The 13,379-nt window shown below is 24.7% G+C and carries 13 protein-coding genes; all 13 read left to right on the top strand.

Annotated features, from left to right (window positions below; genetic code table 11):
• The first annotated feature begins 5 nt into the window (after positions 1-5).
• Complete coding sequence (locus AC5YGA_RS04980) at positions 6-2,315, top strand: UDP-N-acetylmuramoyl-L-alanyl-D-glutamate--2,6-diaminopimelate ligase (protein ID WP_496169980.1); 2,310 nt, start codon at positions 6-8, stop codon at positions 2,313-2,315.
• A 143-nt stretch (positions 2,316-2,458) separates the two neighbouring features.
• Positions 2,459-2,851 carry a glutamate ligase domain-containing protein gene (locus AC5YGA_RS04975; protein ID WP_496169979.1) on the top strand — a complete coding sequence of 131 codons (393 nt, stop codon included), beginning with the start codon at positions 2,459-2,461 and terminating at the stop codon, positions 2,849-2,851.
• Positions 2,841-3,926 carry a phospho-N-acetylmuramoyl-pentapeptide-transferase gene (gene mraY / locus AC5YGA_RS04970; protein WP_415308025.1) on the top strand — a complete coding sequence of 362 codons (1,086 nt, stop codon included), beginning with the start codon at positions 2,841-2,843 and terminating at the stop codon, positions 3,924-3,926. Before AC5YGA_RS04975 ends, mraY begins: the two co-directional genes overlap by 11 nt.
• Positions 3,926-5,197 (top strand): UDP-N-acetylmuramoyl-L-alanine--D-glutamate ligase, encoded by a 1,272-nt coding sequence (gene murD / locus AC5YGA_RS04965; protein ID WP_415308024.1) that lies wholly within the window; start codon positions 3,926-3,928, stop codon positions 5,195-5,197. Before mraY ends, murD begins: the two co-directional genes overlap by 1 nt.
• Positions 5,190-6,314: an FtsW/RodA/SpoVE family cell cycle protein gene (locus AC5YGA_RS04960; RefSeq protein WP_415308023.1), complete on the top strand. Its 1,125-nt coding sequence runs from the start codon at positions 5,190-5,192 to the stop codon at positions 6,312-6,314. The genes murD and AC5YGA_RS04960 overlap by 8 nt, the downstream gene beginning before the upstream one ends.
• Positions 6,315-7,394, top strand: coding sequence for a UDP-N-acetylglucosamine--N-acetylmuramyl-(pentapeptide) pyrophosphoryl-undecaprenol N-acetylglucosamine transferase (locus AC5YGA_RS04955; protein WP_415308022.1), 1,080 nt, complete (start codon positions 6,315-6,317; stop codon positions 7,392-7,394). It abuts the gene before it with no gap.
• On the top strand, positions 7,375-8,769 hold the full coding sequence (murC, locus tag AC5YGA_RS04950) for a UDP-N-acetylmuramate--L-alanine ligase (protein WP_415308021.1): 1,395 nt from the start codon (positions 7,375-7,377) through the stop codon (positions 8,767-8,769). The genes AC5YGA_RS04955 and murC overlap by 20 nt, the downstream gene beginning before the upstream one ends.
• Positions 8,769-9,383, top strand: a complete 615-nt coding sequence (locus tag AC5YGA_RS04945; RefSeq protein ID WP_496169978.1) for an FAD-binding protein — start codon at positions 8,769-8,771, stop codon at positions 9,381-9,383. The genes murC and AC5YGA_RS04945 overlap by 1 nt, the downstream gene beginning before the upstream one ends.
• Complete coding sequence (locus AC5YGA_RS04940) at positions 9,365-9,676, top strand: hypothetical protein (RefSeq protein WP_496170033.1); 312 nt, start codon at positions 9,365-9,367, stop codon at positions 9,674-9,676. The genes AC5YGA_RS04945 and AC5YGA_RS04940 overlap by 19 nt, the downstream gene beginning before the upstream one ends.
• A gap of 2 nt (positions 9,677-9,678) precedes the next feature.
• Positions 9,679-10,593, top strand: a complete 915-nt coding sequence (locus tag AC5YGA_RS04935) for a D-alanine--D-alanine ligase (RefSeq protein ID WP_415308019.1) — start codon at positions 9,679-9,681, stop codon at positions 10,591-10,593.
• Positions 10,574-11,215 (top strand): cell division protein FtsQ/DivIB, encoded by a 642-nt coding sequence (locus AC5YGA_RS04930; RefSeq protein ID WP_496169977.1) that lies wholly within the window; start codon positions 10,574-10,576, stop codon positions 11,213-11,215. The genes AC5YGA_RS04935 and AC5YGA_RS04930 overlap by 20 nt, the downstream gene beginning before the upstream one ends.
• A 33-nt stretch (positions 11,216-11,248) precedes the next feature.
• Positions 11,249-12,364 (top strand): cell division FtsA domain-containing protein, encoded by a 1,116-nt coding sequence (locus tag AC5YGA_RS04925; protein ID WP_415308017.1) that lies wholly within the window; start codon positions 11,249-11,251, stop codon positions 12,362-12,364.
• 64 nt (positions 12,365-12,428) lie between these two features.
• The gene (gene lpxC / locus AC5YGA_RS04920; RefSeq protein WP_415308016.1) at positions 12,429-13,349 is read left to right on the top strand and encodes a UDP-3-O-acyl-N-acetylglucosamine deacetylase; all 921 of its coding nucleotides are present in this window, start codon (positions 12,429-12,431) and stop codon (positions 13,347-13,349) included.
• Positions 13,350-13,379: the final 30 nt, after the last annotated feature.

Below are 13,379 nucleotides of genomic sequence, written 5' to 3'. Positions count from 1 at the left end.
CATTCATGATCATTGGAAATTTTATTAAAGAAATAGGATTAAAACATAAAAATCATTATTTTTCAGGCATTTGTTTCAATAGTTCAAAGTGCAAAAAAGATAATATTTTTTTTGCAATAAAAGGAATTAAAATAGATGGTAATAAATTTATCAATCACGCCATTCAAAAGGGTGCAAAAACTATTGTTTCAAATCAGAAATTTGAAGGTATTAAAAAGAATGTCTTATTCATAAAATCTTCTAATGTAAGAAAGTCTTTATCAGAAGTTGCTTACACAATTTACAAAGATAGACCAAAAAATATAATTGCAGTAACAGGAACAAATGGAAAATCTTCAGTTGCTGACTTTTATTTTCAAATTTTAAGATTAAATAAAAAAAAAGTAGCTTCAATTGGAACCCTTGGCATTAAAACACAGAACTATATTAAAAAAGTTTCAAAGACGACTATTGATCCAATTGCTTTAAGTATAACTTTGAACAAACTTAAAAAAGAAAAGATTCAAAATGTTATATTAGAGGCATCCAGTCATGGACTTAAACAAAATCGATTAGATGGCTTAAAATTTAAAACAGGTATATTTACTAATTTATCACATGATCATTTAGATTATCACAAAACATTTAGTGATTATCTTAAATCCAAATTATATCTTTTTGAAAAATTACTCAAAAAAAAAGCTAACATAATTACTGATATAGACATTCCTCAATATAGAAAAATCAAAGAAATAGCTTTAAAAAATAGATTCAATATAGAAACAATTTCAAATAATAATAGTAATTTAGAGATAATTTCCCATGAATTTTATAATGAAAAACAAATTGTTAAAATAAGATATAATAAAAATAATTATATATTTGAAACAAGCTTAATAGGAAAGATTCAAATTAAAAATATTTTAATGGCAATAATAGCTGCAACCAAAAGTAGTTTAAGTTTTAAAAAAATAATTAATACGATTGATAATCTAAAACCAGCAAGTGGAAGATTAGAACAAATTGGAATTGTTAAAAACAATTCAAAAGTTATATTAGACTATGCACATACCCCAGATGCACTAAAAGAATCCTTAAATAGTCTAAGAGAACAATTTAAAAAGAGACGAATCTCGATAGTTTTTGGTTGCGGTGGAGATAGAGATAAAGGAAAAAGGCCAATAATGGGTAAAATCGCAAATGAATATTGTGATAGAATTTATTTAACAGATGATAATCCAAGATTTGAAAATCCAAAAAAAATAAGAAATTCTATAAAAAAAAATATCAATAAACATAAAATTTATGAGATTTCAAATAGAGCTAATGCTATCAAGAAAGCAATATTTGACATGAAAACAGGTGATATTCTAATTGTTGCAGGTAAAGGGCATGAAAAAATTCAAGAATATAAAAAAAGTAAAAGATTATTTTCTGATCGACAACAAATATTAAAAAATATCATAATTAAAAATAAAACACTATCAAACAACCCTAAGCTAAATATTTTAATGGATTTAAGTAATTTAAATAAAATTTCTTCAAAAATAAAAATTAACAATGCATCTATTAATTCTAAAGAAATTAAAAAAAACAATATTTTTTTTGCAATTAGGGGAAAAAATAAAGATGGTAATTTGTTTGTTAAAGAAGCTTTTGCTAAAGGAGCATCTCTAGCAATAGTTAATAATCAAAAAAAATCCAAGAAAAAAATAGTAGTAAAAGATACTTTAAAGTTTTTAACAAAAGCGTCCTCTATTCTAAGAGAAAATATATCAACTAAAATTATTTCAATCACTGGCAGTTGTGGAAAGACTTCACTTAAGGAATTAACAGGAAGATCCCTTAACAAAATTAGTCAAACCACCTATTCTCCTAAATCATTTAATAATAAATTTGGTGTTCCGTTAAGTTTATTTAATTTAAAAAAAAACGATGATTTTGGTATTTTTGAGATTGGAATGGATAAGAAAGGAGAAATTGGATATTTATCAAAAATTGTAAAACCTGACGTTGGTGTAATTACAAATATTTCCTATGCTCACATCAAAAATTTTAAAAATATTAATGAAATAGCCTTAGCAAAATCTGAGATTATTAAAAACATAAAAGATGATGGTTATCTTATTTTAGATAAAGATGACAAATTCTATAATTTTCATAAAAAAATAGCATTAAAAAGAAATTTAAAAGTTTTATCTTTTAGTTTAAAAAATAAAAAAGCGACAACAAATTTAGATTCTATTTCAAAAGAAAAGTCTAAATATAAAATCTCTATAAATATTAATAAAAAAAAAAATTTTTTTATTCAAATTCTTATTTTGAAAATGATTTAAAAAATTTATTAGCATCAGTTACAATTATATCAATCTTCAAAGATATACATAAATTAGATAAAAATATTTTTTATGATCATAAAACAACAAATGGTCGTGGAGACATTGTCAAAGTCAAGTTGTTTCAAAAATTTTTATATCTTGTGGATGAAAGTTATAATTCAAATCCATTATCTTTGAAATCAGCATTAAAAAATTTTGATATGATTAAAGTTGATAGTTCAAAAAAACATTTGGTGCTTGGCGATATGTTAGAACTAGGTAAATATTCAAAAAAATTACATCTTGAAATTGGAAAAAACATTAACAAAACATCTCTTAAAAATATTAATGTTATTGGTGAACATGTTAAATGGATTTTCAATAACCTTAATCAAACAAAAAGAGGGATTGTTATAAAGAAGAAATCTCAAATAATTGATTTGATTAAAAACAATTTAAATAATAATGATTATTTAATGATTAAAGGTTCCAACTCTACAGGTCTTAACAGTCTAACTAATCAAATAAAAAGAGGTAAAATTAATGCTTTATAGTCTTATTTCTCAATTAGTTGATCAATACAGTTTCCTTAATGTGTTCAAATATCTTACTTTTAGAACAGGTTTAGCGATGTTTACCTCTATGATTATAGTCTTATTAGTTGGAACTCCGTTTATTAAATTTTTTTCTGCAAGACAAATCTTAGATCCAATAAGAGAAGATGGTCCATCGGAGCATATTGTAAAAAAAATTGGAACGCCCACAATGGGAGGTGTTTTAATATTATTGGGTCTATTTTCAGGAATACTTTTATGGGGTGATTTATCTAATTATCATATATGGTTTTTGCTTTATATAGTAACAAGCTTTGGTTTGCTTGGAGCTTACGATGATTATAAAAAAATTAAATTTAAAAATTCTTCTGGTATTTCATTTAGATTTAAACTTATTGCACAAATTCTAATAGCAACAATTGGTATACTTGGGTTGTCACAGTTATCGCAAAATGTAGAATTAACAAATTTATATTTTCCATTCTTCAAAAATTTAATTTTAAATTTAGGTTGGTTCTTTATACCATTTTCAATATTTATAATTGTAGGCTCTTCAAATGCGGTCAATCTAACGGATGGGCTTGATGGATTGGCAACAGTGCCAGTTATATTGGTAGCAGGATGCTTTGCATTTATTAGTTATGTCACAGGAAATATAGTATTTTCAGAATATTTGAATATACCCTATCTAGAGGGTATGGGAGAGGTGGCTGTTTTTTGTGGATCAATTATTGGAGCATGTCTAGGTTTTTTATGGTTTAATGCACCACCTGCTAAAATATTCATGGGTGACACAGGATCTTTAGCACTCGGTGGATCATTAGGTGCTGTTGGTATAATTACCAAACATGAAATAGTTTTAGCGATAACTGGTGGATTATTCGTTTTAGAAGCTGTTTCAGTCATTGTGCAAGTAATATCTTACAAGTTAACAGGAAAAAGAGTTTTTAGAATGGCTCCTATTCATCACCATTTTGAAAAAAAGGGTTGGCCTGAATCTACTGTTGTAATTAGGTTTTGGATTATTGCAATAATTCTTGCAATGATTGGTTTGGCGACACTAAAACTTAGATAATGTTAAACAATCTAAATATTTTTTATAAGAAAAAAATTTTGGTTTATGGCCTGGGAAAAAGTGGTTTATCTGTTTTAAAATTTTTAAAAAAAGATAATGAAATCACTAAACATGATGACAAAATACAAGTCGATAATAAAAAAATAACAAAAATAAAATTTGACTATATAATAATTAGCCCAGGTATAGACATTAATAAATGCAAATTAAGTAAATTTTTAAAAAATAATTCACAAAAAATTTATACGGACTTAGATATTTTTTATAACCATCATAAGGAAAATAATAAGATAACAATCACCGGAACTAACGGTAAATCAACTACAGCTAAAATTTTATACGAAGCATTAAAGGATCAGAAAGTAGATGTGCGACTAGTAGGCAATATAGGTAATCCAGTACTTTTAGAAAAAAAAATTACAAATAAGACAGTTTTTGTAATTGAAGCATCATCATACCAGTTAGAATACAGCCAATTATTCAAATCAAATATAGCACTAATTTTGAATATATCACCGGATCATCTTGAAAGACATAAGACTATAAATAAATATGTAAGTGCCAAATTTAAATTAATAAAAAATCAATCTAAGAATGATTTTGTCATTTTAAATATGAAAAATTTTTATATTAAAAGAGAGCTGAAATCTAAAAAGTTTTTACCTAAAATAATAAAAATTAAAAAAAATATAGACAGTGATTTCCTAAAAAAAATAAATAATAAATATTTTGACACTGATGGAAATAAAGAGAATTTAAAATTTATTTTAGAAGTTGCTAAAATATTAAAGTTAAAAAAAAATTCACTACTTAGAACGTTAAAAAAATTTAAAGGACTTAAATATAGACAAGAAATAATTTTTCAATCAAAAAAATTAACAATTATTAACGATTCAAAAGCTACAACCTTTTCTTCATCAGTAAGTTTATTAAAATCCCTAACTAATGTTCACTGGATAGTTGGTGGTCAGGCTAAAAAAGGAGATAAGTTGTTACTATCTAAAAAAAATTGTAAAAATATTAAAGCATATGTTTTTGGGACTAAAAGAAAATTTTTTACAAGTAAACTAAAAAAATTAATGGAATATGAGTCTTTTTTAGATTTAAAAAGTTTAATCAAAAAATTATTAAGAGAAATTAAAAGTAAAAAAAATATTAGACATACAACAATTTTATTTAGTCCATCAGCTGCATCATTTGATAATTTTAAAAATTTTGAGAAACGTGGAGAATATTTTAATCAACTTATTAAAAAATATATAAATGTTTAATTTAAATTCAATATATAAATTTTATTATGAATGGTGGAAAAGTATTGACAAAACACTTTTTGGATTGATAATATTTTTGTTTAGTTTGGGGTTATTTTTTTCTCTAGTATCAACTTCTTTAATTGCATCTGATAAATTAGATACCAAAAATTATTTTTTCTTTTTTAAGCATATGGCATATATTTCTATTGGTATGATTGTTTTATTTTTTTTTTCATCACTAAGTAAAGAAAACCTCCTTAAAATTTCACTTTATCTTTTTTTAATATCTTTATTTTTTTTATTTTTGGTGCCAGTTTTAGGTACAGAAGTAAAAGGATCTAAAAGATGGCTTAATCTTTTATTTCTACCTAGGTTTCAGCCAATAGAGTTAGTTAAACCATTTATTATTATTTTTATTGCTACAATTTTATGTAATGAAAAAAGTTTTAATATCTACATTAAATATTTATTATCATTTATGGTTATTGTGCCTCCTTGTCTCCTATTAATGATGCAGCCTGATATTGGACAAACACTACTCATCTTTTTATCTTGGTCTACACTAGTTTTTATTTCAGGCATAAGCTTACCAATAATTTTAACTTTTTTTGGTTTTTCGTTGTTATCTTTAGTTTATATGGTTTTTTTTATTTCTAAATTTACTTACATAAAAAGTAGGATTTTATCATTTTTTAATCCAAATGAAGGAACGCATAACTTTCAATCTGATAAAGCAATAGATGCTATTAGTAGTGGTGGCTACTTTGGAAAAGGAATTGGTGAAGGCACATTAAAAAATAGAGTACCAGAGGCGCACACAGATTATATTATCTCCGTAATATCAGAAGAGTTTGGTGTTGTGGCAATTATATTATTATTAATTTTATTCTTATTTTTTATCTATAGAGTATTCAAAAAAATATACTTAGAAAAAAATGAAAAAATCAAATTAGTTTTAACTGGAACTGTAAGTTTAATAATTTTTCAGGTTTTGATACATATTGGAGTTAATATCAGATTATTTCCTACAACGGGTATGACTTTACCTTTTTTAAGTTATGGGGGCTCATCAATTGTGAGTGTATCAATATTATCTGGAATAATATTAAATTTAACTAAAAGGAAAATAGATTAAATGACTCAAAGAATTTTAATTAGCACAGGTGGATCAGGTGGCCATGTAGTGCCAGCAACTATATTATATGAGCATTTGAGAGATCAATTTTATGTTTGTATGTCAATAGATAATAGAGGAATGAAGTTTTTAAATAAAAATAAATATAATTTAAAAGTTTTTAATATAACCCCAATATCAAAAAATATTTTATTTTTACCTTTTAAATTTTTTTTAATAATCTACTTAATCATAAAATCTATTTTTTTTTTAAAGAAAAGAAAAATAGACACATTAATATCAACAGGTGGATACATGTCCCTACCTTTGTGTATGGCTTCAAAAATTTTAAATATTAAAATTATTTTATTTGAACCAAATATAGTATTAGGAAGATCGAATAAATTTTTTATTAAATCTTGTGAAAAAATTTTTTGTTATAGTGATAAGATTATAAATTTCCCAAATAAATATTCAAGTAAGATTGCTGTAATTCCAGCATTATTAAGAAAAAAATTTTATAACGTTAAAAAAGCTGACGGTATTAATAAAAGTATTAATTTATTAATAATAGGAGGAAGTCAAGGAGCAAAAATATTTGACACATTAATTAAGACCACAATAATTAAATTATCAAAAAAACTTAATTTAAAAATCTATCAACAAGCTAATTTAACTAATTTTGAAAATTTAAAAAAGTTTTATGAAGATAACAATATTAATTATGAATTATTTGATTTTAATGAAGATGTCCCAAATCTTATGAGTAGATCTAATATATGTATCACTAGAGCAGGTGCCTCAACATTAGCAGAATTAGTGTTTTTAAATATACCATTTGTTGCAATACCACTACCAACATCAAAAGATAATCATCAATATGAAAATGCCTTTTTTTATAATAAAATTGGTTGTAATTGGATTTTAAATCAAAATGAAATTAATGATGAGAGTATGGCTAATAAATTAGTCAATATTATTGATAACAAAGATGAATATTTAGTTAAAAAAATAAATATGAAAAATTTTAGCTACCAAAATACATGGAATAATATAAATCAGAAAATTATATCTGTTATTAATGAAAATAGAACTAGCTAAAACTGAAATCATACATTTTGTAGGGATAGGTGGAATTGGAATGAGTGGTCTCGCACTCATAATGAAAAGAATGGGCTTTAATGTTCAGGGTAGCGACATGTCTTTTAATAAAAACATTGATAGATTAAAAAAAGATAAAATTAAAATTAATATTAAACATACTAAAAAAAATATATTAAATGCTACTATTGTAGTCATTTCATCGGCTATAAAAAAAAATAATCCAGAATTAATTGAAGCCAAAAAAAAACAACTTCCAATTTATAAACGTGGTGAAATGTTAGCTAATATAGTGTCTTTGACTAAAAATATTGTTGTTACAGGGTCTCATGGTAAAACTACCACAACATCGTTGCTTGCTGCAATATTTTCAAAAACAAAATTAGATCCAACTATCATAAATGGTGGAGTTCTTAATGCAATTAAAAGTTCAGCCAAACTTGGAAAAAGCGATTGGTGTATACTAGAAGCTGATGAGTCTGATGGTAGCTTTATTCATGTGCCACCAACTTATTCTATTGTTACAAACATAGATCGTGAACATATGGATTACTATAAATCAATGAATGATCTTAAGAATTTATTTATTAAGTTTATTAATAAAGTTCCCTCTTTTGGAAAATCATTTATTTGTATTGATGATAAAAATAATAAAGACTTATTAAAAAAGATAAAAATAAAAAATTTTTATACTTATGGAATAAGCTCAAAATCACAATTTCAAATAAAAAATATTAAACAAGTAAGAGAGTTTTCAGAATATGATTTAGCAATTAATTTACCAGGAAAAAAGAATATAGTTATAAGTAAAATTAAGATTCCTCTTCTTGGAATTCATAATATCCTAAATTCGACAGCAGCTGTTGCTGTAGCATTAACAATTGGAATTTCTGCTATTGTTATTAAAAATGGATTAAAGGAATTCAAAGGTGTTCAAAGAAGATTTAACAAAATTTTTACCTATAGAGAAACTAGTTTTTTTGATGATTACGCACACCATCCGACAGAAATTAAAGAAGTTTTAAAAGGAGTTAGAGCTGCTTATAAAAAGGAAGAAGTTATATGTGTATTCCAACCACATAGAATTACTAGATTAAAAGATCTTAAAAAAGAATTTAGTTTATCATTTAAAAAAGCAGATACTGTAATTTTATGTCCAGTTTACGCAGCTGGCGAAAAAATAAAATTGGGATTTAATTACAACAACTTTGCAAAAGACATTATTAAAAACTCAAAGGTCAAACTATTTATGATTAATGACCAATATGAATTAGCTAAATTAGTAAAAAATACTATTTATGGAAAAAAAATAGTTGTTGGTATGGGGGCAGGTACTATTTCAGCATGGATGAAAGAATTACCAAGTTTAATATAATGTCATTAGAAGAATTAATAAAATTTTCAAATGAAGTTACTAGTAAAATTTATTTTGACTACGATTTAAAAAAAAGTAATTGGTTTAATATTGGAGGTAAAACTAAAATTTACTTTAAACCTGACAATTTACCTGACCTGATTATATTTTTAAAAAAATTTGGAAATAAAGAAAAAATTCACATTTTGGGTGCAGGATCAAATACACTTATAAGTGATAAGACATTTAATGGAGTAGTTATTAAATTGGGAAAAAATTTTTCTAATATTTCAATATTGCCAAATGGCGTTATAGTTGCAGGTAGTGCTTGTCTTGACAAAAAATTATCAGATTTTGCTCTAGAAAATGAAGTAGGAAATTTTGAGTTTTTAGCATGCATACCAGGAACAGTTGGTGGTGGGTTAAAAATGAACGCAGGATGTTTTAATAAAGAATTTAGAGACATATTGATATCAATTCAAGCAATTGATAAAAAAGGTAGAGTTTTAACAATACCAGCAAATAAAGTTGTTTTTGAATATAGAAACAACAATTTACCCGAAGATCTAATATTTTTAAGTGCCTCTTTTAAAGGTGAAAAAAAAGAAAAAAAAAAATTAAAGAGGAAGTTATAGAATTAAAAAATAAAAAAGATAGCACCCAACCAACAAAAATTAAAACGAGTGGGAGCACATTTAAAAATCCAATTAATCAATCTGACAAAAAAGTCTGGCAATTAATAAAAGAATCTGTGCCATTAGATACAAGTTTTGGGGATGCTTGTATTTCAGATAAACATTGTAATTTCTTTGTAAACAAAAATAATGCTAGCTTTGATGATATGAATAAATTGATTAAATTTGTTCAAGAAGAGGTTCAAAAAAAAACAGGCATTATTTTGGAAAAAGAAATTAAGATACTGGAATAGTTATGAAAAAAAGAATTTTAGTGCTTTGTGGTGGCATATCTAAAGAACGTTTAATAAGTTTAGATACAGGAAAGCAAGTAGCCAATGAATTAAAAAAAAATAGATACACAGTTATGACTTGTGAACCAGATCATGATTTATTAAAGAATATAAAGCGATTTAGACCAAATGTAATTTTTAATGCATTACACGGGCAGTTTGGAGAGGATGGTTATATTCAAACGATTTTAGAAATTCAAAAAATTCCATATACTCATTCTGGTGTGATTCCTTCCTCCATTGCAATGGATAAAGAAATTTCAAAAAAAATTTTTATTAAAAATAAAATATTAACTCCAAAATATATTAAATTTGATTATAAAAAAAATAAAAAAAATATTATTAAAATTATTGAAAAAAAATTAAAATTTCCTGTTGTTATAAAGCCAATTAACGAAGGATCAAGTGTACATGTGTATATTTGTAATAAAAAAAATATAGTTAAAAATTTAAAAACATTAAGTATATACAATCAAATTTTGATTGAAGAATTTATTGGAGGTCGAGAGATTCAGGTAGCCATAATGGGAACTAAAACATTAGGTACAATTGAACTAAAGCCAAAAAGAAAATTTTATGATTATGAAGCAAAATATAATTTAAATGCAAAAACAAAACATATAATACCAGTAAATCTTTCTAAAAAAGATTTACAAAAAATTACCAACATTACTCAGATGGCCCACAAACTTATTGGTTGCCGGGGGGTTACAAGATCAGACTTTAAGTTTTATAAAGGCAAATTTTATTTATTAGAAATTAACACTCAACCAGGTATGACTAAACTTTCATTGGTGCCTGAAATAGCTAACTATATTGGTATAAGCTTCACGCAGTTAATTGAATGGATTCTAAAAGATGCATCGCTTGATAGATAAAAAAAATAAGATAATAATATATTTATTGCTACTATCTATATTAAGTACAACTAGTGGAAAATTTGTAGAAAATCAAAAAAGTTATTATTATACAATAAAACAAATTAATATTGAGGGTCTTTCAAATAGGGATAACAAGAAAATTTTTCAAGAATTAAATAATTTATTTTATAAAAACATATTACTAGTCAGTAAAAAAGAAATTCAAAAAGTTATTAGCAAGTATAACATCATAGAAGAGTATAATATTAAAAAAATTTATCCTTCTACAATTAACATCTATATCAAACCGACTAAATTACTTGCAAAAATTTCTAATGAGGGAAAATTTTTAGTTGGCTCGAATGGCTTGCTTATAGAAGATAAACATAATAATGAAACATTACCTTATATATTTGGAGAGTTTAATACTAAGCATTTTTTAGATTTTAAAAAAAATATAGATAAATCTAAATTCACTTTTACACAATTCAAAACATTATATTTCTTTCCTTCAAAAAGATGGGATATTTTAACTAATGATAACATCTTAATTAAATTACCTCAGGATAATTTTTTAAAATCAATTAACCTTGCTTATAAAATAATAAGTATGGATGATTTTAAAAAAAAAAATCATTGATTTGAGAATTAATAGTCATTTAATAGTACGATAATGTATAAAAAAAATTTTGAAGTATATTTAGATTGTGGTACATCCAAAATTAGAGCTGTTGCATTTAATAACGATTCTCCTAAAAATACTTTCTATGAGGAAAGTGATTTTTTTTTTGAACACTTAACTATAGAGTCTAAAATCCAAGAAATTATTTCTTCTTTAGAAAATAAAATTAATGAACATTTGGATGAAGTAACTCTAATGTTAGATAGTCCAAATATGTTATCTATTGGAATCTCAATATCCAAAAAAATTGATGGATTAAAATTAAAAAAAACCGACATCCAATTCTTAGTACAAGATGCTAAACAACAAGTTTTAAGAACTAATCTTAATCAAAATATTTCTCATATAATTATTAAGAATTATAAAATTGATAATACTGAGTACACTTTTTTACCCAAAGATATAAAATGTGACAAGGTATCCTTAGAAATTTTTTTTATATGCCTTCCTAAAAAAGTTATAGAATATTATAAAAAAAAATTTTCTACATTTAATATTTCAGTTAAACAAATTTTATGTTCCAGCTATGCTAAATCTATAAACTATAAAGAAAATATTTCTTCAGTAGAAAATATATCTTTCATAGATATGGGATTTAATAAAACTTCAATAGTTTGTTATTATAATGGTGATTTAACTTTTTTAGATGTTCTGCCAATTGGTGGAAATCATATTACAAAAGATATTTCTACAGTTCTAAATATAGATTTAAAAGATGCTGAATATTTGAAGTTAAATTTTGATAAAAATCAAAATTTATTGAATGAAAAAAAAATTTCTCTCGATTTAATCCAAAAAATAATTTTTGCAAGAATAGAAGAAATATTAGAATTATCTGAAAAATCTATCAAATTAAACCTAAAACCAAAAATACTTGATCAGTACAAAATGGTATTAATGGGCGAAGGTTCAAAAATATTAAATAACAAATTTAAAGAAAAAATTTTTTTTTCTAAGGATATTGATTTATTAGAAGAGAATAATGTTGATATTTGCCAATCTGCCCTGAAAGCAAGTGAAGGATCAAATAAACAGGAGGTTGTAATGATTCCTAAAATACAATTAAAACAAGGTTTTTTTGAAAAACTTTTTCATTTCTTTAAATAAGTTAGTATTTTACTGTAACATTTCTTGTTTTTCTTAATTCTTATCCAGAATTTATAAGTTGTTCATGTCTGTTTTGAATCAAAAAACAATAAATCATAATATAATTTTTAAGGGCATTGGTCTTCATAGTGGTTTAGTTGCTACGCTTAATATTATACCAGCTGAACCCAATACTGGAATAGTTTTTAAAAGAATTGATATCAAAGATAATAATATTGTTATTCCAAATATTTTCAATGTTAGTAGCGCACTGTTCTGCACAACCATTTCAAACAAACATGGTGCAAGTGTTTCTACAATTGAACATTTAATGGGAGCCTTATACGGTATGGGCATTGACAATGCGTTGATTGAAATTGATAACAAGGAAGTGCCTATTTTAGATGGATCTGCAAAATTATTTGTTGAGGCAATAATAAAGGCAGGAATTAGAAATAGTGATGCACCTATTAAAGTAATTAAGATTGAAAAAAAAATAGAATTTATTGATGGAAAAAAATCAATTTCTATTGAACCAAGTAAAATTAGTTTAGATATAGATTTTGAGCTTAAATATGATAATACCGTCATAGGAAGTCAAAGAAATTTAGTTAAGGTATATGAATCTAATTTGACAGATATATATAATTCAAGAACTTTTTGTCTTTTTGAGGATATTGAAAAATTAAAACAGATGGGTTTAGCAAAAGGGGGAAGTCTCGATAATGCTGTTGTTATCAAAGGAGCAAAAATTTTAAATGATAAAGGTCTTAGAAACGAAAAAGAGTTTGTAAATCATAAGATTTTAGATTGTATGGGAGATCTTTATTTAGCTGGTTACAAGATTATCGGGAAAATAATTTGCTCTCAAGGAGGCCACAAACTTACAAATCAATTACTTAGAAAAGTTTTTCAAAACGATGAAAATTTTTCATTATTAGAAATTCAAGAAAAGCATTTACCAAATGTCCTTATAAATAAAAGTCACTTAAAAGCCATTGCATAAATTCTTTTGCTATATTAGCAAAACATCAAT

The organism is Candidatus Pelagibacter sp. uisw_091, from assembly GCF_059512525.1.
This window is presented reverse-complemented; position numbering and strand designations above follow the sequence as displayed.